Origin of the sequence: Herpetosiphon geysericola, from assembly GCF_001306135.1 — a bacterium.
GTDB lineage: Bacteria > Chloroflexota > Chloroflexia > Chloroflexales > Herpetosiphonaceae > Herpetosiphon > Herpetosiphon geysericola.
This window is the reverse complement of record NZ_LGKP01000035.1, coordinates 358,239-382,361: the sequence shown is the minus strand read 5'-3', so window position 1 is coordinate 382,361 and position 24,123 is coordinate 358,239. Positions and strand designations below refer to the sequence as shown.

General features: G+C 52.5%; 15 protein-coding genes. 9 read left to right on the top strand and 6 right to left on the bottom strand.

From position 1 onward, the window contains the following. Nucleotides 1-108 precede the first annotated feature (108 nt). On the bottom strand, nt 109-3,306 hold the full coding sequence (gene carB, locus SE18_RS22380) for a carbamoyl-phosphate synthase large subunit (RefSeq protein WP_054536695.1): 3,198 nt from the start codon (nt 3,304-3,306) through the stop codon (nt 109-111). A 363-nt stretch (nt 3,307-3,669) separates the two neighbouring features. Next, the gene (locus SE18_RS22375; protein WP_054536694.1) at nt 3,670-5,418 is read right to left on the bottom strand and encodes a golvesin C-terminal-like domain-containing protein; all 1,749 of its coding nucleotides are present in this window, start codon (nt 5,416-5,418) and stop codon (nt 3,670-3,672) included. A 257-nt stretch (nt 5,419-5,675) separates the two neighbouring features. On the opposite strand from SE18_RS22375, the gene SE18_RS22370 reads away from it, so the two are divergent. The 8 genes from SE18_RS22370 to SE18_RS22335 all read left to right on the top strand — a co-directional run bounded on the left by SE18_RS22370 (nt 5,676) and on the right by SE18_RS22335 (nt 17,098). Beyond that, complete coding sequence (locus tag SE18_RS22370) at nt 5,676-6,317, top strand: VOC family protein (protein WP_201783525.1); 642 nt, start codon at nt 5,676-5,678, stop codon at nt 6,315-6,317. 363 nt (nt 6,318-6,680) lie between these two features. Continuing rightward, complete coding sequence (gene polA, locus SE18_RS22365) at nt 6,681-9,542, top strand: DNA polymerase I (protein ID WP_054536693.1); 2,862 nt, start codon at nt 6,681-6,683, stop codon at nt 9,540-9,542. Nucleotides 9,543-9,559: 17 nt separating this feature from the next. Further along, nucleotides 9,560-11,668: a response regulator gene (locus SE18_RS22360; protein ID WP_054536692.1), complete on the top strand. Its 2,109-nt coding sequence runs from the start codon at nt 9,560-9,562 to the stop codon at nt 11,666-11,668. 102 nt (nt 11,669-11,770) lie between these two features. After that, on the top strand, nt 11,771-12,685 hold the full coding sequence (locus SE18_RS22355; RefSeq protein ID WP_152976723.1) for a hypothetical protein: 915 nt from the start codon (nt 11,771-11,773) through the stop codon (nt 12,683-12,685). 22 nt (nt 12,686-12,707) lie between these two features. Continuing rightward, nucleotides 12,708-13,607: a DUF4129 domain-containing protein gene (locus SE18_RS22350; protein ID WP_054536690.1), complete on the top strand. Its 900-nt coding sequence runs from the start codon at nt 12,708-12,710 to the stop codon at nt 13,605-13,607. Between the two features lies 1 nt (nt 13,608). Continuing rightward, nucleotides 13,609-14,775 carry a DUF4350 domain-containing protein gene (locus tag SE18_RS22345; protein ID WP_054536689.1) on the top strand — a complete coding sequence of 389 codons (1,167 nt, stop codon included), beginning with the start codon at nt 13,609-13,611 and terminating at the stop codon, nt 14,773-14,775. A 65-nt stretch (nt 14,776-14,840) separates the two neighbouring features. After that, a complete protein-coding gene (locus tag SE18_RS22340; RefSeq protein WP_054536688.1) occupies nt 14,841-15,788 on the top strand; it encodes an AAA family ATPase in 948 nt (315 codons plus the stop codon). Beyond that, nucleotides 15,788-17,098 carry a DUF58 domain-containing protein gene (locus tag SE18_RS22335; protein ID WP_054536687.1) on the top strand — a complete coding sequence of 437 codons (1,311 nt, stop codon included), beginning with the start codon at nt 15,788-15,790 and terminating at the stop codon, nt 17,096-17,098. Before SE18_RS22340 ends, SE18_RS22335 begins: the two co-directional genes overlap by 1 nt. Nucleotides 17,099-17,355: 257 nt before the next feature. Here the strand turns inward: SE18_RS22335 and SE18_RS22330 are convergent, their stop codons facing one another. The 4 genes from SE18_RS22330 to SE18_RS22315 all read right to left on the bottom strand — a co-directional run bounded on the left by SE18_RS22330 (nt 17,356) and on the right by SE18_RS22315 (nt 22,434). After that, entirely contained in the window at nt 17,356-18,249 is an 894-nt protein-coding gene (locus SE18_RS22330) for a metallophosphoesterase (protein WP_054536686.1), read from the bottom strand. A gap of 101 nt (nt 18,250-18,350) precedes the next feature. Continuing rightward, nucleotides 18,351-19,529, bottom strand: coding sequence for a class I SAM-dependent methyltransferase (locus SE18_RS22325; protein WP_054536685.1), 1,179 nt, complete (start codon nt 19,527-19,529; stop codon nt 18,351-18,353). Beyond that, complete coding sequence (locus SE18_RS22320; protein WP_054536684.1) at nt 19,529-20,521, bottom strand: YpdA family putative bacillithiol disulfide reductase; 993 nt, start codon at nt 20,519-20,521, stop codon at nt 19,529-19,531. Before SE18_RS22320 ends, SE18_RS22325 begins: the two co-directional genes overlap by 1 nt. Before the next feature lie 71 nt (nt 20,522-20,592). Then, on the bottom strand, nt 20,593-22,434 hold the full coding sequence (locus tag SE18_RS22315) for a hypothetical protein (protein ID WP_152976722.1): 1,842 nt from the start codon (nt 22,432-22,434) through the stop codon (nt 20,593-20,595). A gap of 245 nt (nt 22,435-22,679) precedes the next feature. Between SE18_RS22315 and SE18_RS22310 the strand changes: the two genes are divergently transcribed. Next, complete coding sequence (locus SE18_RS22310) at nt 22,680-23,819, top strand: polysaccharide deacetylase family protein (protein ID WP_054536682.1); 1,140 nt, start codon at nt 22,680-22,682, stop codon at nt 23,817-23,819. Nucleotides 23,820-24,123: the final 304 nt, after the last annotated feature.

Sequence of the window (24,123 nt, the reverse complement as noted above, 5' to 3'; positions counted from 1 at the left end):
AGGTATTGCCATACCTCTCTAACTAGGGTCTATTGTCTCACAAAATGCGACTAAAACAGCAGGCAGCCAGCAGGTTTTGACCCACTGGCTGCAAGCAGCATCCGAAACCTAATCTTGCAAGGCTCGCACGCCTAAGCCACCTTCGCGTAAGGCTTGAATCGCATCGGCGACCGCCGCCGCACTGGCCACAGTGGTGATCGAAATCACACCTTGGCGCAAGGCAGTTTGGCGAATCGCTTGTTCATCAAACAGCGAGGCGCGGCCTAGCGGCGTATTCACAATAATATCAACTTGGCCGTTGATAATATAGTCGGCAGCGTTGGGTCGGCCTTCGTTAACTTTATAAATGCTTTCAACCTTCAGGCCTTGTTCACGCAGATATTGGGCTGTGCCAGCGGTTGCAATCACGTTGAAGCCAAGCTCGCTATATTGCTTGGCAACAGGCACCAAAGCTGGTTTATCGTGGTCGTTGACGCTGACAAAAATCGCGCCACTAGTTGGCAAGCTACGGCCACAGCCAGCTTGGGCTTTGGCAAAGGCTGCCCCAAAGCTATCGCCACTGCCCATGGCCTCGCCAGTTGAGCGCATTTCTGGGCCTAAAGCAATTGTTGCGCCAGGGAAGCGCCGCCATGGCAACACAACTTCTTTGACATGGAAGCCGCGCAAGGCTGGCGCACTGCTGATGCCTTGTTGCTTGAGCGTCACCCCAGCCATCACTTTGGCGGCCAATGCGGCCCAGGCTACTCCGCTCGCTTTGGCAACATAGGGAATCGAGCGCGAAGCTCGTGGATTGACTTCGAGCACATAAATCTCGTCGTCTTTGACCGCAAATTGCACGTTCATCAAGCCAACCACGCCCAAGGCGCGGGCCAATTTATCGGTTGCAAGTTTGAGTTGCTCAACAACTTCGGGCTTGATCCCAACGGTTGGCATCACGCACGCCGAATCGCCTGAGTGGATGCCTGCACGTTCGATTTGCTCCATCATGCCTGCAATCACCACGGTTTCGCCATCAGCAACGGCATCAACATCAAGCTCGGTCGCATCTTCAAGGAAGCGGTCGAGCAACACAGGATGTTCTGGCGAGGCCTCGGTGATATGGCGCAAATAATCGTCAAGCCCAGCTTGATCGTGGATAATCGCCATGCCTTGGCCGCCAAGCACATACGATGGCCGCACCATCGTTGGGTAGCCGATGCGCTCAGCGATGGCCCGCGCTTCATCCCACGAGGTTGCCGAGCCATAGGGCGTTGCTCGCAAGCCACATTCGGCCAGCACTGCGCCAAATTGGCCGCGATCTTCGGCGCGATCGATTGCTGCTGGCGAAGTTCCCCACAAGGGCACTCCTGCTGCTTCCAAACCTTTGGCCAATTTGAGCGGCGTTTGGCCACCAAACTGCAACAGCACGCCCGCAGGCTGCTCAACATCGACAATATTCAGCACATCTTCTAAGGTCAATGGCTCGAAATACAGCCGATCAGCGGTGTCATAATCGGTTGAAACTGTTTCAGGGTTGCAGTTGACCATGATTGTTTCATAGCCAAGCTCGCGTAGGGCAAACACCGCGTGACAACAGCAATAATCAAATTCAAGCCCTTGGCCGATGCGATTTGGCCCGCCACCCAAAATCATCACTTTGCGCCGATCGCTGGGATTGGCTTCGCTCTCGGTTTCATACGATGAATAAAGGTATGGCGTTTGCGCTGGAAATTCCGCCGCGCAGGTATCAACATGATGATAGGTGGGCGTGATGCCATGGCCAAGCCGCTGTTGGCGCACCTCGGCGGCGTTCGCATTCAGCAAATAGGCCAATTGCGGGTCACTGTAGCCGTTACGTTTGGCTTGCAGCAATAATTCTGCTGGAATCGTGGCCAAATCGTATTGGCGCAGCTCTTTTTCAAGCGCAATCAAACTGGCCAATTGATCAAGGAACCAATAATCGATTTTAGTCAATTCATGAATCTGATCAACCGTCCAGCCAAGGTCGAAGGCAGTGCGCATAGCAAAAATTCGCTGTGGCGTTGGCGTAATCAAAAGCTCGCGCAAACGCTCTTGGGGAACAGGTTGGCTGCCATCAGCGCCCCAACCCATGCGGCCATTTTCCAGCGAGCGCAAGGCTTTTTGCAAGGCCTCGGTAAAGGTGCGGCCCATCGCCATGGCTTCGCCAACTGATTTCATGGCTGTGCCAAGCACTGGCTGCGAGCCTGGAAATTTCTCGAAGTTCCAGCGCGGAATTTTGACTACCACATAATCGAGCGCTGGCTCGAATGAGGCTGGAGTTGATTTGGTGATATCGTTGGGCAATTCGGGCAAGGTATAGCCAACCGCCAATTTAGCGGCAATTTTGGCAATTGGGAAGCCCGTGGCTTTGGATGCAAGCGCCGATGAACGTGAAACCCGTGGATTCATCTCAATCACAATCACCCGCCCATCGTGGGGATTGATCGCGAATTGGACATTCGATCCGCCAGTTGCAACGCCAACGACTTCCATCACTGCCAAGCCCATATCGCGCAAGCGTTGATATTCGCGGTCAGAGAGGGTCATGGCTGGAGCAACCGTAATTGAATCGCCAGTGTGCACACCCATAGGGTCGAAATTCTCAATTGAACAGACGACAACGCCATTGCCAGCGCTGTCGCGCATCAACTCAAGCTCGTATTCCTTCCAGCCAAGCAAACTTTCTTCGATCAGCAGTTCGCCGATTGGTGAAAGTTTCAGGCCTTCTTCGACGATGCGCCGAAAATCCTCTGAGTTGTAGGCGATGCCGCCGCCAGCGCCGCCGAGGGTAAACGAAGGTCGAATAATCGAGGGAAAGCCAGTTGCTTTGACCAATTCAAGCGCTTCTTCAAGTGAGCGGGCGATGCCAGAACGCGCCGATTGCAAACCTATTCGATCCATCGCCTGTTTGAACAACTCGCGATCTTCGGCGGTGGCAATCGCATCGACATTTGCGCCGAGCAACTGCACATTATATTGCTCCAACACGCCAGCGCGGTGCAGATCCATGGCCAGATTGAGCGCAGTTTGGCCGCCGACCGTTGGCAACAAAGCATCCGGGCGTTCGCGGGCAATAATTTCGCTGACCGTTGGCACATCCAACGGCTCAATATAGGTACGATCAGCCAACGATGGATCGGTCATAATCGTGGCTGGGTTCGAATTGACCAAAATAATGCGGTAACCCTCTTCGCGAAGGGCTTTGATTGCCTGAGTCCCGCTATAATCAAACTCACATGCTTGCCCGATCACGATTGGGCCTGCGCCAAGCACCAGAATCGAGTGAATGTCGCTGCGTTTTGGCATCGGTTTCTCCATAGTGGGGGATGTACGCCCGCAAGGCACGCCGTTGGCTTGCCGCGCCCCATCCTAGCCAAGTTCGTGTGTCGGGCTAGCATTATACGATGAAATCGCATGGGGCAATTCAATTGGCCATTCAAAGCAGTGCGATCACCACCAGTCTATGTTCCTGCCAGCTGGCAGCGCAGAATTTTTTTATGCCCTGGCGTCGCTAAAATTTGGTTAGGAGCATGTCAGCCCAAGCGTAAACCAAAGCATTGGGTTTATGTACTCAGAAAAAAAAGAACTACATTCAAATCGCGTTAAAACCAAACTCCCGTTATTCATTGTGATAACGGGAGTTTGGGTAAATCCAGGTTGGGCTGAAGGTTAAGGTTGTTGAATGACTAAGGTATCGAGCGAAGTTGCTTGAGCACTGGGTGGAAATTCGCCAGTGTTGCCAGCCCAATCGCGCGCGCGTGCCCGAAAGCCATAGGTAGTATTTTCTGCATCAGCGGCGTTGACATCAATAATAAAGGTATCTTGCAATTCAGTCGTGGTTACTAACCAATCGACCCATTCGCCGCCGTTGCGTTGCACCTGTACATCGAAACTGGCCACGCCAGTGCTATCATCTTGGCCGTTCCAATGCACTTCGTAGCGGCCCTCGCCAAGATCTTTAACATCGATGATTGTGGCGTTAGGTGCAGTGTTATCGGAGCGTGGCAACCAAGCCATCGCATCGTAACGCACGCTTAATCCCTCTTCGCCAGTCACATCGTCGAGCAAAATCTCGTTGCCACCCTTGAAGTAATACACCCCCAGCGAATACCATTTATTTTGATTGGCCTCTTGATCGACGCGCACTTTGGTATTGCTGCCGTCGTGGGCGATCACATAGGTTGCATTCTTGGTTGCTGGCTCACCACACGCAGGAATGTAGGCCATCACCTCGTAGAAACCAGGGTTGGTAATGGGGGCTTTCCATACTCCAAGATTATCAACTTGGCTTTGATTAGCGACGCTCTTGGTCCAGCGGTGGGCACCGTTGAAGCCACAGCGCGCATCAAACCACACGCCTTGCATTTCGCGGAAGCTATTGTCGCGGTTATCGACCAACAGCGCGCCAGCTGGCGGCAAGGTTACAGGCAATGGCGTTGCGGTGACATTCGGCGTTGGGGTTGCCGCAGGGCTACCAGCCCCAGGATCGTAGCCTTCCCACAAGAAGGTCACTTCAACCCACGCATTATCAGGAATCCCCAAATCCCAGAACGTGCCATCGGCAATGTCGATGCCGTTGGGCAAGTTCGGGCGGCGGCCACGTTCGTCACGCCCGCCATTGTAGCCGTCGTAATAGGCAGCTTGAGCTTCGGGCAAGCCACGGGGCAAATCCTTCCACGATTGACGATTGGTTGACCAATAATCATCGCGCGTATTCCACGGCCCCACATCCCACACCGGCACAACTTTAGAGCGGCCTTTATAGGTAACGCGCACTTGGTATTCGTAGCCGCGATACGATGAGAGGGCGCGCCACGAAGGCAAGGCCACAAACTGATCGTATGGGCGAATGATATGGCCGTTGGCGGTGCGATGGCCCACCAAGCCCTCGCGGGTCGCATAAATCCGATAGGTTGGTGCTTCTGATTCGGCCAGAACTGCCGCACCATCCGACCATTCTGCAACCAACGTGACTGAGCGCGCGCGGGGCGACTCACCATTGGCCAACAGCCACATACGATATTGAATCACGCTGGTTGGGCGTTCGAGTGCCACCCGACCACCGCGTGGAGCCTCTTGCCACATTTGCCACGTACCACTTGGATTTTTGCCGCGCACATCAAAACGCACAGTGCTACCAGTGGTCAGCGTTGTATCGGTATCAATCACAACCGCAGCAACGACTTCTTCAAATTGATGCTCGGAAGAAAGATAACTTCCTGCTTGAGGATAATCGCCAACGAATGCAGGAGCGGGAGGAGCGTTGGGAGCGAGGGTGATAGTGCCACTGCCGACCAACCCATCAAAGCTGCCAGCCGTTAAATCATCAACCCAAACTTGCTCTGGACCAGCATTAATCGTCAATACTGGCATAATCAAGAGGGCAATGGCGACGGCGGCGAGCAGATAACGCCGCATAATCGACAACCTCCTACGAGTGTGTGTTCCGCCCACGAACCACAACAAGGCAATACACAGCCATCAACACCAGGGTTTCTCTGCGTTCATGGCAACAAACATCTCAACACGGAGATGGGGCTTGGAGGCCAATCATAGCGGCTCGATCCCTTAAAGTCAATAATAATTTTCAGCTAATTATCAGCTAGTTCTCAGTTTACCCACTTTTCTGGCCACATATATGCTAAAAATAAGGCTTAAATAAAGGAGCAACACCCATGATGCCTTTAGTAACTTGGATCGATCATTTGGTGATAACCGCGCCCAAGCTCGACGTTGGCATGGCCTATGTTGAGGATTTGCTCGGCGTGCCGCTGCAAGCAGGCGGCCAACATCAGGCTATGGCAACCCATAATTGCTTGCTTAAGCTTGGCAATTGCTACCTCGAAGTGATCGCGCCCGACCCGAGCTTGCCCACACCCAAGCGCCCACGTTGGTTTGAATTGGATGCATTACCAGCAAATAGCGCTCCGCGTTTGGCAGCCTGGGTCGCTCGCACCATTCTCATCCAACCAGCCAGTGAATTGCTTCAGCACCAATTTGGCAGTATCACACCGATGAGCCGTGGCGATCTCCACTGGCAAATCACGATTCCTGCTGATGGCAGTTTGCCGTTCGCTGGCGTTGGGCCGATGTTGATCGAATGGCCGCGCGATCAACATCCAATTCAACACTTAACTGATCAAGGCTGTCGTTTGTTGAATTTTGAGCTGCATCACCCCCAAGCGCGCCAAATCGAAACCATGCTGAGCCAGATTGGTATGAAGGATCAGCTTGAGTGGCACACCGCAGCCACGCCGCAGCTGATCGCCACAATTGAAACCCCAAGCGGAATTAAGAGCATAGAACATAGAGCATAGAACATAGAGCATAGGAGTTGAGGTTCAGGGGCTAGGGGTCGGGGATCAGGGACGAGGTGCTAGGCTATGGGCTATCGGATAATTGTTCGTGTAATTCGTGTAATTCGTGGCTAAAACTCAGCCTTCGCGCTCTTCGCGTGCTTCGCGGTTTCCGTCCTTCGTGTCCTTCGTGCCCTTCGCGTGCTTCGCGGTTTCCATCCTTCGTGTCCTTCGTGCCCTTCGTGCCCTTCGTGGATCAATTACTTATCATGGCCTCATTTCTATGCTAAAATGAACAAATGTTCGATTACGCTCGCCTAGGTATTGCAGCAAAATACTGCTACAATGCAGGGTGGATGTTGTGTTTCAGGAGGTTTGGATCATATGCAGCAGCGACCCACGCTCGTCTTGGTTGATGGCCATGCGCTGGCGTTTCGCGCCTTTTTTGCGCTCCGCGACACGGGCATGTCGGTTCGGGCAACTGGCGAACCAACCTACGCAGTCCAAGGCTTTTTATCAATTTTGCTCAACTTGTTACGCGAGCGCCAACCAGAATACGTGGCGGTTTCGTTTGATATTGGGCGCACCTTCCGCGATGATATTTACCCAGAATATAAGGCTGGCCGCGCTGAAACACCCGCCGATTTCCACCCTCAACTTGAGCGGATCAAGCAAATTATCAATGCCCTGAATATTCCAATTTACACTGCCGAGAACTATGAGGCCGATGATGTGATTGGCACATTATGTCGCCAAGCAGAAGCTCAGGGTGTCGATACCTTGATCATCACTGGCGATACCGATACCTTGCAATTGGTCAACGACTATACCAAGGTGCTGTTGGCCAATCCGTATGGCAAGGGCAATGTGTCGCTCTACGACGAGGCTCAAGTGCGCGAACGCTACAAAGGCTTAAAGCCAAACCAACTTGCCGATTTGCGCGGCCTCAAAGGCGATACCTCCGACAACATTCCTGGGGTCAAGGGCATTGGCGAAGCTGGGGCAATTAGCATGCTCAACGAATGGGGCAGCGTCGAAAATATCTATGCCAACCTCGATAAAGTTGCCAATCGCTATCGCTCAAAGCTTGACGGCCAACACGAAGCCGCTCGCTTCAGCACCCACTTAGCAACCATCGTCACCGATGCGCCAGTGACCTTGGATCTCGAAGCCACCAAGGTGCACGATTACGATCGCGATACAGTTTTGGCTTTGTTTAGCCAACTCGAATTTCGCAAGTTGGTCGATAAATTGCCGCTTTCGAGCAATGTCAGTGCGGTGCAAGTTGTTGCCGTGCCCCAAACCACCAATCCCAGCCAATTAACCATGTTCGATGATGCAACGCCGCCAAGCGCCGAGCCAATCGCTCAATCCGGCGATTACCAAGCGGTCACTACCAGCGAACAATTGGCCGAATTGGTAAGTATTTTGGCCGAGTCTGAACGGTTAATCTTCGACGTGGAAACCAATAGCCTGAATTTGTTCTCGCCAGTGCCTGCCAGCGTGGTCGGGATCGCCTTGACCCACACTGCTGGCTGTGGTTGGTACATTCCCTTGGCGCATCGCAGCGGCCAGCAATTGCCCGTGGCCGAGGTTGTCGCGGCCTTGCAACCATTGTTTAGCGACCCCAAAAAAGCTGTGGTGGCCCACAATGGCAAGTTCGATATGAGCGCGCTGAGCCTGATTGGGCTTGATGTGCCGCATTTAAGCTTTGATACTGCCATCGCCGCCGCCTTGCTGGGCAAACGTCAAAGCCTCAAGGATTTGGCCTTTGCCGAATTGCGCGACGCTGATGATCGCCCAATTGAGATGACCAGAATCGAAACCTTGATTGGCAGCGGCAAAAAACAAATTACCATGGATCAAGTGGCGATTGAACAAGTAACACCCTATGCCTGCGCCGACGTTGATATGACTGCCCGTTTGTTGGCGCTGTTTATGCCGCAACTTGGGGCAATTCCAGCGGTACGTGAAGTTTTCGAGCAAATCGAAATGCCGCTTAGCCCTGTGCTAATGCGAATGGAAGCCTGTGGCATTGGGCTTGATCGAGCGCAATTGGTGCAACAAGGTCAAGTGTTGGGCCAAAGTTTGCGCGAAATCGAGCAGCACATTGCCGATTTTGTGGGCGAACCATTAAATATCAATTCGCGCTTCGATTTAAATGATCTGCTGTTTATTCGGCTCAAACTGCCAACCGCCAATCTCAAGCGCTTGGCTGGCACCACCCGCAGCGGCGGCGCGGTCTACTCGGTCAACGCCGAAACCTTGGAAGATTTGCAAAACCACGATCAAAGCGGGATTGTCGCCATGATTTTGCGCTATCGCCGTTTGTCGAAGCTCAAATCGACCTACGTTGATGCCTTGATTGAATTAATTAACCAAAAAACTGGTCGCGTGCATACCCAATATCGCCAAATTGGCGCAGAAACTGGGCGGCTTAGCTCCGATTCGCCCAACTTGCAAAATATTCCGGTGCGTAGCGAAGAAGGCCGCGAAATTCGCCGCGCCTTTGTTGCCCGCCCAGGCCATGTGCTGATGACCGCCGACTATTCGCAGATTGAATTGCGGGTATTGGCCCATATCACCGCCGACCCAGCTTTGGTCGAAGTTTTTCAAACTGGCCAAGACATTCACGCCGCCACGGCAGCACGCTTGTTCGATATTCCGATGGATGAAGTTAGCAAAAACCAACGCCGGATTGCCAAAATGACAGTTTTCGGCATTATTTACGGCATTAGTAGTTTTGGTCTGGCTGCGCGCACAGCACTTTCACGTGGCGAAGCCCAACAAATGATTAGCGGCTTGTTTGCTCAATATCCTGGCCTGAAAAGCTATATCGACCGCACCTTGGAGCGGGTCAAGGCGGTAGGCTATGTCGAAACCCTGTTTGGTCGCCGCCGCTACTTCCGCGAGTTGCAAGATGGCGGAGTAACTGGGCCACGCCGTAGCGCTTTCGAGCGCGAAGCAACCAATGCAGGCATTCAGGGCACAGCTGCCGATCTGATCAAACTAGCCATGATTCGCTTGGAAAAAGCCTTGATTGAAGGTGGCTATCAGGCCAAAATGCTGCTCCAAGTGCATGACGAATTGGTGTTGGAAGTGCCTGAAGCTGAGCGTGATGCAGTCGCTCAATTAGTTTGTGATACGATGACCCAAGTCTATCCTGATTTGGCCGTGCCCTTGGAAGTCAACGTTGAAACAGGGCTGAATTGGGACCAACTTCAGCGCTGGCACGCCCCAGCTTAGTAATTTAGGAACCCTGCATGACTGAAATGCACGAATTTAGTCAACAGCCATTAGTCTTGATCGTCGATGATCAATCTTCAAATCGTTCAATTGTGCGGCGCTATGTTGAAGCGGCGGGCTACCTCGCCGCTGAGGCTGAGCATGGCATGGCGGCGTTGGAGTTTGTGCGCCAAACGCCGCCCGATGCCATTTTGCTCGATATTTTTATGCCCGGCATTGATGGCATTGAAGTGCTGAAGACGATTCGTGCCCAACGTGACCATCATTATATTCCGGTGATTGTGGTGACGGCAGCAGCAGAATTGGCGGTGCGCCAACAAGCCTATTTCGAGGGCGCCGACGATTTTCTGCTCAAACCAGTTGATTCGGCAACCTTGCGCGCCCGTTTGCGGGCGGCAATTCGGCTTAAACATGTGCTTTCGCGGGTCGAGGCCGAGCGCGAACGCTTTGCCCTGATTGCCGATATAACTCGCGATATTACTCAGATCGAGTCGATTTCGGGCATGTTGGCTCATGTGGTCGAGGTGAGTACCAAAGCCTTGCACGCCGACCATGGCAATCTTTTTTTGTTGCACGATGTTGCTGATGTTGAGATTCTGACGACCGATGATGGGGTTGCGCACAATCTTGAGCGAGTCAAGCGCGTGGTTAAAGAAGGAGCAGCGGGCTATGCCTTGCGCAGCCGTGAAACAGTACGGATTGCAGATGTGCGCGAGGATTCACGTTGGCTGGCGCTTGAGCAATCGGCGGCCAACGTGCGCTCGGCCTTAATTGTGCCAATTGGTGATGCCAGTGGGCCGTTAGGCGTTTTGGCGGTCTATCACAGCATTATTGACCATTTTAGTGCCGATGATCAGGTGTTGCTTGAATTGATTGCGCATCAAATTATTGGGCCGATTCGCCAAGCTCAAATGCGTGAACAACTGGCGCGTCAAACTCGGCAATTACAATTGGTCAATAATTTGGCTCAATCGCTGAGCGCCAATTTGGATCTCGATTCGCTATATCGCAGTATCGAGCAAGAATTGCAGCAAATTATGGGGCCAGTTGCCATCGCTTGGTATTCATATCGCAATGCAGTGATTGATTTGGCCTATACCTCGCAACGCGATGCCTTCTGCATGCCCAACGATCAACCAAGCCTGCATTTGCTCACCGAACTTGGCACAATTACCAAAGCTTATGCCTGTGTTTTGGGCAACGATAGCTTGGTGCCAATCACCCAGCAATTGCTTGATTCTGGCTATCAAGGCTGTGCCGCTGTGCCGCTGCATCATCAGGCCCGCTTGTTGGGCGTGCTGCTAATTGCAATCAAAGATCGCCAGATTAGCAATGAAGAAGTAGCCTTATTGGAAATGGCGCGCCCGCATTTTGCGGTAGCCTTGGCCAATGCTCAAACCGTCGCCGACCAAGCAGCCCGCCAAACCGAGCAAGCAGAATTGGGCTATTTGCGCAATATGGCCCAGCTAGCAGGCCAAATGGCGCATCACTTCAATAATCTTTTGGCAGTGATTTTGGGCAATACCCAATTGGCCGAGCTTGATGCAGTTGATGAAGCCCAACGCGAATTATTATCGGAAGTGGTCAAGCATGTACGTGGCGGCAAAGATATGGTTCAGCGCATTCATCTGCTCAAAGGTGCCAGCCGCAGCAATCCCGCGCCCTTTCCAATTGATCTGAGCGAAGCGCTGCCAAGCCTGATCGATCAAGCCTTGCAAGTTCATCAATCGGTCGAAGATTTGCGGCTAGAAATTCAGCCCAACTTGTATATTCTGTTGCAAGAACGGGAATTGCTGACCCTCTGCATTGAGCTGCTCAACAATGCTTTGGAATCTGGTTCAAGCCACGCAGGGATTGTGATCAAGGCCTATCAAACTGAGCATGCCACGGTTTTGGCCTTCCGTGATGCTGGCCAAGGGATTCCTGCTGATGCCTTTGGCGATATTTGGCAGCCCTTCTGGACGACCCATGGCTCGCAACGCTTGGGCCTGGGCTTGCCAATTTGTGCAGCAGTGATGTGGCGCGCTTCTGGCTCGATCAGCCTGATTCCAAATGACCCTGAGCCTGGAGTCACGGCCCTGCTTCAGTTTCCACTCTTGCCAAGCGAAGCCATGAATTTGGCCTAACTTAAGATCATTTTGCACTATCAGAACCTTGGGGGCTGCGGTATAATACACGTTAGCGGTAGCATTCTTGCCGCTCCCATGGTGTTTAAGCAGAGGGTTCTTGTGCAGCAGTCTCCATCATCAACTCCCACACCAATGCCATTATTTACGTTAATTCGCGGAGCACTCAACCTGCTTCGGCGCTATTCGAGCTTATTTATGGGCTTGGCGGCGCTCCAAGTCGTGCCCTTACTGATTGGCACGCTCTGGATGCAAGCCAACGGGGTGCAAGCACGGGCTACATCACAGTTAAACGTCATTATGGCCGAAATGACGCGGCGGGTTGAAAATAACCAAATGGGCGATGGCATGTGGGTCTTAGAGTATCCACGGGCTGATATTGCACCCTACATTTGGGGTTTGTTGGGGGTTGGCTTTTTTTCGATTTTCATTATGCGCAACGTGGCGATGGCGGCAAGTGTGATCGCAGTTGGCGAACATTATCGCCAAGCCAAGCCCCGTTGGCTCAACGTCGTGTTAAGCAGTTTACGCCATTTGCCCTCGCTATTTGCATGGGGCTGCTTGTGCGTTTTAGCCCTCTTTATAGCGCTGTTTTTTGCCCTAGCTCAGCTGCCTGGCCTCGTTTTAGGCTTGGGCTTGCTGTGGTTTTTTGGAGTTCGGCTGAGCCTTGTGCCACAAATTATTGTGGCCGAGCGGATTAATGTTTTCCGAGCCATCCATCACTCGTGGGTCTTAACCAAAGGCGCGTTTGGTCGCATTAGCAATATTTGGATCACGTTGGTGGTACTTTTAGGTGTTCTCGCCAGCTATGTAACCACGATTATCAGCGCGATTGCCATGGCGCTCTTTGGCGAAACCAGTGCCCTAACGATTGCGCTGACCCAAGGCTTATCAACAGTTACCTCGATTATGACTCTACCGATGGCCTATATTGGCTTTACCTTACTGTACTATGATCAAATTCGCTTAGCGTATGCTGGGGTGCCGAACAACCCAAGCCTGAATGTGCAACAATAAATAGCCTAATTGAGAGGTTGAGATGTATCGAATTTGGCGAATGCTAGCAGGTTTGTTGCTCGTGAGTGGGGTCTTGGCCCAACCCTTGGTTGCCAAGGCCCAAGCGCCTGAGGTTGTCAGCGTCAGCGAATATACCCAATTGCTGCGCGAAGCCTTTACCGCAGCCCAACGAACTGATGAAATTGGCCTGCGCGAGGCCAGCGACAAAATCGTTGCGCTGAAGCATATTCGCACCCGAAGCGAAGATCTGATTGAAGTTAATCATCAATGGCTCAAAGATGCTTTGGCTAGCACAACCCCAAATTTGCCACCTATCCGCGATCGTTTGGCAGCGATGCTCGAAGCCCTGACCGCTGGGCGTGAATCTGGCCCCCAAGACCTCGAAACCTTAACAGTTATTTTGAATACCGACCCATTTAATAAACTCAAGCCCCAAGACGCAGCAGCGCCGGATTTTAGCTTTCTGCGCTGGCTGTTTGGCGAAGGCTTAAGCTCGTGCTTTACAGTTATTGCGGTGGTGTTTGTGTTGGGGCTGATTCTGTATATTGCCAGAACTGTGCAGCGCAGTAATGTTAAGGTTGCCCGCCGCAAAGCCCCTGCTGAAGAGCAAAAATTAACCAGTGTGCAGGCAATTGAACGCGCCGATAAAGTCGCCGCCGAAGAAGCCAATTTTCGCGATGCAGTGCGCTATTTGTATCTTTCAACCTTGTTATGGCTGGAGGAACGTGGCATGCTGCGCTACGACCGGACTTTGACCAACCGCGAAGTTTTGGCAGCAGTCCCCAGCAACACGCCATTGCATCAGCGCCTCGCACCTGTTATTCAGACCTTTGATCGGGTCTGGTATGGGATTGCCGAGGTTGATCAAACAACCTTTGATCAGTATCGCCAACAAGTGACCAGCCTGCGCGAGGTACGCTAAGATGAGTAGTAAAATTAAAACCACTGTTATTGTCGTGGGCATTATCGCGCTGGTACTTTTTTTGTTCAACTCGCTCGATTTGCAAATCAACAATAGCGAAGCTGGCTCGATTTACAATGAAAGTGCCCTTGGCGCAGCGGCCCTGCCACTCTGGTTCGACAAAATTGGCTATCAAACCGAATCCTACGAATATCGCCGTTTTGACGACCTTGATCAAGAGATTAATGTCATGATCTCGTTGCCTTCGGAACGCTTCGATGGTTGGCAAGTTGCTGAGGTTGATGCAGTTTTGCGCTGGGTCGAAGAAACTGGCGCGACGCTGATTATCGTCGACGATCAACAAAACGGGATCTTTACTAGGCTTGATCTGACGGTTAAAGCCGTTGAGGGCTTTGATCCGGTTAGCACCCAAAAACCAAGCCATGGCTTGATAAATCCTGAGGTTACCAGCTTCGACCAGTATCAAACCTTGGCCTATTTTGAGCGCAAAAGCCCAAATAGCCAAGTGATTGTCGGCACTGAGCAACAACCAACCTTGCTTGGGATTAGCCGTGGTAGCGGCATGATTTACGCTTCAACGAATGGTATGCTATTTACAAACATCGGCTTGTTTAGCGAAAGCAATGCCCGCCTCATTTTGAATCTGGTCAATCGGACACCAGCAGGTGGCACGATTGCCTTCGATGAAGTGCATCATGGCCGTGCCTTGCCACCAAAAGCTGCGCCAGTGCCCGCCAAGCCCTACTCACCATTAGTTGCAGCAATGCTGTATAGTGCGATTGTGGTTGGGCTGTGGGCCTTATTCTCAGGCCGCCGCTTTGGTCAAGTTGTGCCCAGCAAAATCGATTTGATGCAACGCAATAGCAGCGAATATGTTCAATCGATGGCAAATCTGTTTCAACGGGGCCGCCAAGCTGAACATATGCAGACCCACTATAAAACCTACCTCAAACGCCGCATTGCCAAGCCCTATGGCATTAATCCAAAGCTTGATGATCAACAATTTATCTACGAAGTTCAACGCTATTCCGAGACAATTGACCGCAATCACCTTGCCCATTTGCTCAATCAGTTAAGCCAACCGAACCCGAGCGAAGCCACTATCTTGGCCTTGGTCAGCGATATTGATCGCTTTATTCAAATATGGGAACAACAAGGTCGGGTTTAAACACGCTCTTTTTGCCGAGGCTACGGGCATCGTGCGGTGCTCGTGAGAATGATATTGGAGGATCAATGCTGGTTAAACAAGTTGCCGAATATATGCGCCAAGAGGCGACAAAAGTTATTGTTGGCCAAGAGGAAACCTGGACGCAACTGGTGGTTGCTTTGCTGAGCGGCGGCCATGTCTTGCTCGAAGGTGTGCCTGGCACCGCCAAAACCTTGATGGCCAAAACCTTGGCGCATTTGGTGCAAGCTGAGTTTAAGCGGGTGCAATTTACCCCCGACTTGATGCCCTCGGATGTGATGGGCACAAGCGTTTATGAGATGCAAACCAGCCAGTTTCGCTTGCGCAAAGGCCCAATTTTTACCCAAATTTTGCTGGGCGACGAAATTAACCGCGCTCCTGCCAAAACTCAAGCTGCTCTGCTCGAAGCCATGGAAGAGCAACAAGTTACGATCGATGGCGAGACGATGCCCTTGCCCCAACCGTTTTTCGTGATTGCGACCCAAAACCCAATGGAATACGAAGGCACCTACCCGTTGCCCGAAGCTCAACTCGACCGCTTCTTGTTCAAGGTTTTGGTTGGCTATAGCCCACCAGAAGTTGAGTTTGAGGTGCTGCGCCGCTATAACCAAGGCTTTAACGCACGCAATTTGAGCAACGTCAATTTGCAACAAACTGTCACCCCAGAAACGATTATGCGCTGTCGCGATGAAATTGGGCGCTTGCGGGTTGAAGATGGCGTGATCAACTATATTAATGCAATTGCCCAAGAATCACGGCGCTCGCCAGATTTGGTGCTGGGCGGCTCGCCCCGCGCCTCGATTGCCTTGCTCCTAACCGCCAAAACCTATGCAGCAATGCAAGGCCGCGAGTATGTTGTGCCCGATGATGTCAAATTCTTGGCCCGCCCAGTCTATCGCCATCGGATTATTCTCAAACCAGAGGCAGAGATTGAAGGTTTAACCCCAGATACCGCCATGACCCGGATTTTGGGGCGTATTGAGGTTCCTCGCTGATGATTCCATCGCGCCGTTTATTAGGAATTCTGCTCGCAGGCCTAGTTCCGGTGGTAATCGGGGCCGAAAACCCCGATTTTCGCTGGACAATCTGGGTCTATGTGCTGTTGCTGATTGGCTTTGTGGCCGTCGATTGGTTTATCACGCCCAAGCCAGCATTATTGGAAGTGGCGCGGATTAACGAACCAAAGCTCTCGATTGGCGAACAAAACCTGATTACGCTCGCTGTGCATAATCAAAGCCAACGCACCCTCGATTTGCAAATTCGCGACGAATTTCCGGTGGAGTTTCCTAGCGATGCGCTGATTCTCAAGACCAAGGTTGAGCCAGAGAGCGTGCAAGAAGTGAGCTACCATGTGCGGCCACTGCGGCGCGGCGATTATCGCTTTGGCAATATCAACCTGCGCTACACCAGCACCCTTGGCACGTTTTTGCGCCAATCAAAAATCGCCTTCGACGAATTGGTTAAGGTTTACCCCAATGTGCTTGATGTGCGCAAATACGATATGCTGGCCCGCAAAGGTATGTTGTTTGAGCTTGGCTTGCGCACAGCGCGGGTTTTTGGCTCGGGCACTGAGTTTGAGCGCTTGCGCGAATACACGCCCGATGATGAGTTTCGCTCGATTAACTGGAAGGCCAGCGCCCGTCGCAATAAGCTGATTGCCGCCGAATACGAAACTGAGCGCTCGCAATATGTGGTTTCGGTCATCGATACTGGCCGCTTGATGCGCCCGACAATTAACGATATCGCTAAGCTGGATTATGCGATTAACGCCGCTTTGATGCTCGGCTATGTGGCGATGCTCAAGGGCGATCATATTGGCATGCTGTCGTTTGCCGACCATGTGGGACGTTTTTTGCAGCCGCGACGGGGCAAGGCCCAGTTTTATCAAATGTTGGAGATGCTGTATAACTTGCCATCACAGCCAGTCGAGGCCGATTATGGCCGCGCAATCTCCTACTTGGGCTTGAAGAACAAGCGGCGTTCGCTGGTGGTGATTTTTACCGACCTCAGCACGATGGATACCGCCAAGCCCTTGATTCAGCATATGGCGCGCTTGGCCAAAACCCACTTGGCGTTGTGCGTGGTGATGAGCGACCCCAACCTCGTCGGCTACGCTGGCAAATCAACCCAAAGCTCGACCGATGTCTATGAGCGAGCGGTGGCCGAAATGGTGCTCGATGAGCGCCGCGTGGTGCTCGACACGCTGAACCAAGCTGGCGTACATACCATTGATGTACCAGCCAATAAACTCACAGTTTCGGTGATTAATAAATATCTGGAGTTCAAAGGTCGGGGATTAATTTAACCGCCAATCACGGGGCTACTTTGCCCCGTGATGTTTATGTTTATTATTTTAGATCAGAATCAGCACCAAAATAAACATGCTGATGACGCCTCCGAGGGCAATCCCGAGCGCGATGCCTGCTGCAATACTCATGACACGGCGTAGTGGTGTGGTTGTGGCTTTCACCTGCAATCCTCCTAATTGGTTATGCCCTATGGCCCTAGGATACCACAGTTTGCTCGCTAGCTTGCTCAAGATCGGCTGATACTCATCTGAAGTTAAGCACATGCTAAGCTGAGCATCACAATCTCTGGCCGACAGCCAAAGCGCACTTGTGGCCAGCTACAGCCCAAGCCCCACGAGGTAAATTGCACCAGCGAACCAACATTATAGCGGTGGTCGGGGTAGCGCATGCCCAAATAGGGCAGCAGCAACGCACCCTTGACTGGCACCCGCACTTGGCCACCATGGGCATGGCCAGAGAGCTGCAAATCGAAGCGATTGTAGCTGGCGGTGAAGTCGGCAGTATCAGGCTCGTGCACCAAAATAATTGCTGCATCGTTGCTTGGCAACTCGCTTACCAAGCGGTCAAGCACTGGCTTCATGGTGCTTGGGTCGTTGGGGCCAATTGGGTTGGGCCAAAGATCATCGTGGCCCGCCAGATGCAATTTGCTGCTGCCACGGTTGAGGCTGATTGCCCGATTGGTCAGATCGTGAATGCCAGTTGCGCGCAAGACTTGGCGCACGGTTTCGCCATTGCCATCGCTCCAATAATCGTGGTTGCCCAAAACGCCTACAACCCCGTCGGGTGCTTCGAGCATCGCTAGGCCAACCGCCAAATCCTCGGCATAGCGGCTAGCATCAGCAGTAATAAAATCACCTGAGATCGCAATCAAATCTGGTTTTTGGGCATTGACCATGCGCACCGTGGTCAGCCAATGCTCACGGGTCATCAGCACATCGTCAATGTGAATATCGCTCAAATGGGCAATTCGATAGCCATCGTAGGCGCTAGCCAAGCGCGGCAAAACGATCGTTTCTTCGTGAATACTCAGCCATTCAGCTTCGACATTGAAGCCATAGGCGGCTGCGCCAAGCGTGCCAGCGGTGGTGGCCAAGCTCGAATAGGCCATTATTTTCAGAAAACTGCGGCGTGAAAGTGCTGCTGCCATGCAAACCTCCTACTTCTGTTTAATTCTACGACGTAGTTTATAGCGGTTTTGGCAACAAATGTAGCTGATATGCGGCTGATATGCAGCAGATAACGTGCAACTCAGCGTAGTTTAACCAGCAACACAATCGGCTGGCCTTGCAATTTGGTCAGCACCACGGTTTGCTCATTGCGGCCTTTCAAGCGCAGTTGTTTGCTCAGCTCCTCTGGCGTAATTGGCGAGCCACGTTTTTTAACCGTCACGCGGCCAATCTCGCGCTCATGCAGCACATGGCGCAAAGCCTTGAGATTAAATGGCAGCCATTGCTCAATCTGCCACACTCTGAGCAATGGCGATTGCACCATGCTGTCGCTAGTGAGGTAGGCAATGCTGGCATCAAATTGGGCCAAATTATGTTGCGCCGCCAGATCAGCCACCGCATGCGCCCGAATCACCGCCGGATCAGGCTCGTACAAATAGCGACATGGCTCGCTTAACGCCGCCGCTGCTTGCTCAGGATTGGCAATGATGCTGTGTTCGCTGCCAGCACTGGTCAGCACCACCGCTTTACGTTGGCCGCCGCTTTGGCCAGCGTGCCACCACAAACTCGCCTCGCGCAAATCGCCATCAAGCGAAATAAATTCGAGATCGTAGCCAGCAGGCACGGCATCGTCGGGAATGCCAGGCGCAACCTTAGCTCCATGAATTGGCACTTGGCTGCGCCAACGCTCAAGCGTCGAAAGCGGCGGCTGATAGTGCTCAACATCCCAAATTCGTTTGCCATTGCTGCGCCGCGCCGGATCGATAAACAAGCCATCGTAGCCAGCAAATTCCAAGCTTGTAAAATCGGCCTCTTGGATAGCAATGTTGTTGCTCAAGCCAAGTGCCTGGGCATTGGCCGCCAGCATTGCCAAGCGCAACGGATCGCGATCGAGCGCCAAAACGTGGCAACTTTGGGCTAGCGCCAAGGCATCGCCACCAATCGAGCAACCCAAATCGGCCAAGTGCGAGCCAGCAGCAAAATGGCGTTGGCGATAGTTGGCTACCAGCCAAGGCGTAGCTTGCTCCAAGGCCTCACGCGTAAAATACAGTTGGCTGGCCTGGGGAAATTTGGCTTGGGAGGCGCGCCGCAACAAGCTCGTTTCCAACGCCGCCGTAACCGCCGCTGCTGGATAGTGTTTGCGCAACTTGGTGGTATAGCGCAAAAAATTTGCTTCGTTCAGCTCAGCATCGGCGTTCAACTCGGCCAGCAATTGTTGGCCAGCAACGCTCAACAACCAACGAAAACCTTCAATCTCCATTAGGCTTTGCCCGCCCAGCGTTGGCGCAAAGCCGCAATAATCGCTGGGCCATGCTCGCGGCCATTTTCGATGAAGATTTTGCTCGGATGCGCACCAGCCGCCAACACTCCAGCAATAAACAAATTCGGCACGTTGGTTTCAAAGGTCGCTGGATCATGGCTTGGCACAGCATCAGCATCAACCTGAACTCCAGCCGATTCAAGCATGCTGGTATTTGGGCGATAGCCAATCAAGGCAAAAACCCAATCGTTGGGCTGTTCGTGTTGCGAGCCGTCGGCCTTGGTTATTTGAATGCTGGTTGGGCTAATCGCCGTCACATTGGCTTCCCAAAAGGGCTGAATCTTGCCTGCATCGATCCATGCCTGCAAATCGGCAGCGATCCACGGCTTGATCCGTTGATCTAAACTGGCAAATTGATGAATGATCGAGACGTTTGCGCCGTGATAATACAAATCGAGCGCAGCCTCGGCAGCAGAATTGCCTCCGCCAATCACCGCGACATTTTGGCGATAGTAGGGGTGGCCCTCACGATAATAATGCAGCACTTTGCTTAATTCAGCGCCAGCAATCTCCAACTGATTCGGCGTATCATACGAGCCACTCGCCACAATCAACGCTTGGCATTGATAACTGGTGCTGGTTTGATCATGGCGGGTGGTTTGCAATTGAAATCTGCCATCTGCTAAACGCTCCAAGGCTTGAACTAGCTCATACATATGAATATTTAAGCCAAAATGCTCAACCACGCCGCGATAATAGGCCAAAGCTTCGCTGCGGGTTGGATGCGGATGAATACTACTCCATGGCACATTGCCAATGGTTAAATTGGGTGCTGTGCTAAAAAACGCTGTTTGCAATGGATAATTGATAATCGTGTTGGTGATTGCGCCACGTTCAAGCACCAGATAGCTGAAGCCTGCCTGTTGGGCAGCAATTGCGGCACTCAGGCCGCTTGGCCCAGCCCCAATAATAATCAGATCGTAGGATTGCATACTGCTCCTCGCAATAAAAAAACCGCAGAGAGCGCCAAGCTTAAGCGCCCTCTGCGGTGCTACACAATAGATTAACTCATCGAAGCCCACATCATCAGCGCGATCACCTGAATAATTGCAGGAATTGCGCCAATCCCTAATAATTTACCACCACTCCAGCCATACAGCCCTTCCCACAAACCAGAAGTCAGCAGGAATGACCAAATTGCTGCGCCAATCCAGAGCAAAATTGGCAACAAGGGTACATTTAAGACCAGCAGCAACAATGCGCCCAACATCACGACAATGCGCGGCAATTGGGCGGTTGGGTAAAGGTAGAATGGGCGGGCCAAGTGGGCATCGCCATCCATATTGCGTTCGCTGAAGCGGGCAACAGCGGCGGCAATTGGGTATTCCAACAAACAGAAGCCAGCAAAAATCAAAACATTGATAATTGAACCAACGGTTGGATAGTGCACGCCGTTGATATGGCGCTCAACTAAAAGCATTAATGTGGGGATTGCAGCCAGCCAAAGCATTGGCCGACCAAGCGTGAGCATCGTCTCAAACTTAATTTTGTCGCTATCTTCGCGGCGCAAAATGTTGGAAACCATGCGATCGATCGCCTCGCTAGGCTTGAACATCAAGCGCAACAACCAGGCTGGCGCGTCTTCGGTCAAGATACCTTCATCTTGGTCGTTCGGTCGTTGGCGGCGCGAAACTTCGAGCACAATTTGCTGCACCAAGGGATCGTAGACGCTCAAGGCTGAGGTTAATAAGACCCCACGGGCATTCGAGCCATCGAACAGCAATGACGAAAGATGATGCATCAACTTCAAACTTTGGTTGGTGGTTTGGATCAGCACCACATGGTTATCTTCCGAGAGGCTGGCCGTTTTAACCGCAATAATTTCTTCCCAACGCACCAGCAGCCAGCGGTTGAAATAGCGCACCATCAAGCCTTCTTGGCGCGATTCAATATCGGGCAGAATGTTGCGCACCACGACCAACATAGGAATTAAAACGATCAGCAAGAGCACTGCGGCAACTGGCAGCCACCAAACACTTTGATCAAGCGGCAAGGGAGCGCTGCTAAAAATACCGCCTAAGCCAAAGCTCAGGCCAATCCATTGACGCAGCATATCGAGCACACGTAGTAGCCCGAGCACCGCCATGATTGCAGTGCCCCCAACCAATAAGGTGCTAATGCGCTTAGGGTAGGTAGCCATAATGCTGGCGACGCGGCCAGGTTGGGCGGTCAGGCCTGCTTGGGTGGCGTATTCCACATAGTCTTTGTCGCTCTTGGAGCGGCGGCTGAAAAAGCCAGCCGGACTGAGCAACAGTTGAAACAACGGCGAGGAAGCCTTTTCATCAAGCTTAACCGCAGGTTGTTTGGTTTGGCGCGCCACCTGTTCAAGCTCGCTGGTGAGCATGCGCACCAACGGCAGAAAATCGGATATGCCCGAGGTAATCAGCACCCCACGGCGCAAACTAAACCGATAAAGCAAGCTATAAAAACGATGCCAACTGGTCAAGGCTTTATTGTTGGTTTGCAACAACAGCACAAAGCGTTCGCCTGAGAGATCCTCGGTAACCCGCAAGCCACTCACTTGCTCCCAACCAACGGGCAACCAACCATTGCCCCATTCAATTAAAATACCACGGCTACTCGTGCGAATTGTGGGGAAGAAATTACGAACAAACACAACCACGAGCAAGGCTAAGCCCAACCAGCCAAACGAGGGCGCAAGATCGAGCAAGTCGCGGATGCGCGGGCGCGATTGGCCAGTTTGATTGAACCAGTTAACCACTGGTTCGTAAAAGGTGTCGCGAGCGATAAAGGCGGCGTTGATGTTGCGGCTATCCCAGAGATACTGCAAAACGGCACGTCCCCAGCGCACCACAGCAACGACGACGAGGACGGTACAAAGCACCTCAAAAATCCATTTGAACCGACGAGGGTAACGGTGCACCTGTTCGGGTGTGGCGAAGGCCATGGGCAGTCCTCCAGTTAACAAACCGCGCCTTAGCGGAACTGTCTCAGGAATTTGTCAGCTTCTCACGCTTCTCTCGCGCTACGGTGGGTCGGCAAGATCGAGTATGATGATTAACATAGAATCGCGCACGATAATAGCACAAGATCGTGGTGCTGATCGCAAAGATAAGGAGTACTGTAGGCATGATTCGACGTTGGATTCGTGGACTGTGGGGTTTGACGGTTTGTGGGGTGTTGCTTAGCTGCGGTCAAGGTACTGCCACTGAAGCGCCCCAAACTCAAGCTCCAACAGCAACCACAACTGTTGCTGCTAGCCCAACCACTGCCGCCTCGCCAACGACGGCTGCTTCGCCAACGCCCGCCGCAACAGCAACCCCCGCTGCCTCGCCAACTCCTGCTGGCTTGAGCGATGCGGATCTCGCTAAATATGCGCCCAACGAGATTGGCTGGGTGTTGGTCTTAGAATATCACTTAATTGAATCGCCCGATGCAGAGTATAGCCGCTCGCCCGAGAAGCTGCGCGAGGATTTAGAGTGGTTGTATGCTAATAATTTTTACCCAATGACCTTGCGCGATTTGGTTAACAACAATATCACCGTGCCCTTGGGCAAATCGCCAGTCGTGCTGACCTTCGATGATTCATCAGACGGCCAGTTCCGCTATCTCGAAGATGGCACAATCGACCCAACGTCGGCCATGGGCATTTTGCAGGCATTTGCCGCCGAACACCCAGATTTTCCAGCGATTGGTGTGTTCTTCCCGTTGATCGATGTTGATGTTAAGGAACGAGTGTTGTTTGGTCAGCCAGAGTTGGCAACCAAAAAGCTGCAAGAAATTGTGGCCTTGGGCGGCGAGGTTGGCACCCATACCTATACCCACCAACGCCTCGACGAAGCAGATGAAGAACAGATTCAATGGCAATTGGCCTTCTCAATCAAAGAGCTTGAAGAGCGCATCGGCGATGGCTATCAAGTCACTAGCCTCAGCTATCCCTTGGGTATGTTTCCAGCCAACGAGGGCTTAGTCCGCGAAGGCGAATCGGAAGGCGAAAGCTACACCTTGAGCGCCGCCGTCGATGTAACTGGTGGAGCCAGCCCTTCGCCCTATTCGCAAACCTTCGATCCCTACCACATTCGCCGCACCCAAGCTATCGATTCGCAATTGGAATATTGGTATCAGCTGTTTGAAGAACGGCCTGACCTTAAATTTATTTCCGATGGCGACCCCGACACGATTACCGTGCCCAGCGAAGAAACCCTTGGCGAAGAGCAACAAGGCCGCTTGCAACCAGATCTCGAAGTTCGGCGCTACGAACGGAAGTAGGGATCAGGATTCGGGGGTCGGGGATCAGGGGCCAGCAGTTCGGGAGCAGGTTACGGAAACCACGAAGCACAGGCTATGGGACATAGGATGTTGGCTATCGGAAAATCATTGGGGTTGGCAACAGAGGGTGGCACAGCACGGGATACTGATCCCCAGCCCCTGACCCCCGACCCCTCGTGCAAAACCCCCTGCGTCTCCCGCTGGCGGGACGGAAGGGTGGAAAACCAAGGGATCACAACAAATGATAGTGAATCCCAGTACATTAAATTGGGTAGCAAGCAACCCAATCTACTACGAAATCATT

What these genes read in the sequence shown, in the direction of transcription:
- carB (WP_054536695.1), bottom strand. Translation starts at nt 3,306, where the DNA reads ATGCCAAAACGCAGCGACATTCACTCGATTCTGGTGCTTGGCGCAGGC.
- SE18_RS22375 (WP_054536694.1), bottom strand. Translation starts at nt 5,418, where the DNA reads ATGCGGCGTTATCTGCTCGCCGCCGTCGCCATTGCCCTCTTGATTATG.
- SE18_RS22370 (WP_201783525.1), top strand. Translation starts at nt 5,676, where the DNA reads ATGATGCCTTTAGTAACTTGGATCGATCATTTGGTGATAACCGCGCCC.
- polA (WP_054536693.1), top strand. Translation starts at nt 6,681, where the DNA reads ATGCAGCAGCGACCCACGCTCGTCTTGGTTGATGGCCATGCGCTGGCG.
- SE18_RS22360 (WP_054536692.1), top strand. Translation starts at nt 9,560, where the DNA reads ATGACTGAAATGCACGAATTTAGTCAACAGCCATTAGTCTTGATCGTC.
- SE18_RS22350 (WP_054536690.1), top strand. Translation starts at nt 12,708, where the DNA reads ATGTATCGAATTTGGCGAATGCTAGCAGGTTTGTTGCTCGTGAGTGGG.
- SE18_RS22345 (WP_054536689.1), top strand. Translation starts at nt 13,609, where the DNA reads ATGAGTAGTAAAATTAAAACCACTGTTATTGTCGTGGGCATTATCGCG.
- SE18_RS22340 (WP_054536688.1), top strand. Translation starts at nt 14,841, where the DNA reads ATGCTGGTTAAACAAGTTGCCGAATATATGCGCCAAGAGGCGACAAAA.
- SE18_RS22335 (WP_054536687.1), top strand. Translation starts at nt 15,788, where the DNA reads ATGATTCCATCGCGCCGTTTATTAGGAATTCTGCTCGCAGGCCTAGTT.
- SE18_RS22330 (WP_054536686.1), bottom strand. Translation starts at nt 18,249, where the DNA reads ATGGCAGCAGCACTTTCACGCCGCAGTTTTCTGAAAATAATGGCCTAT.
- SE18_RS22325 (WP_054536685.1), bottom strand. Translation starts at nt 19,529, where the DNA reads ATGGAGATTGAAGGTTTTCGTTGGTTGTTGAGCGTTGCTGGCCAACAA.
- SE18_RS22320 (WP_054536684.1), bottom strand. Translation starts at nt 20,521, where the DNA reads ATGCAATCCTACGATCTGATTATTATTGGGGCTGGGCCAAGCGGCCTG.
- SE18_RS22310 (WP_054536682.1), top strand. Translation starts at nt 22,680, where the DNA reads ATGATTCGACGTTGGATTCGTGGACTGTGGGGTTTGACGGTTTGTGGG.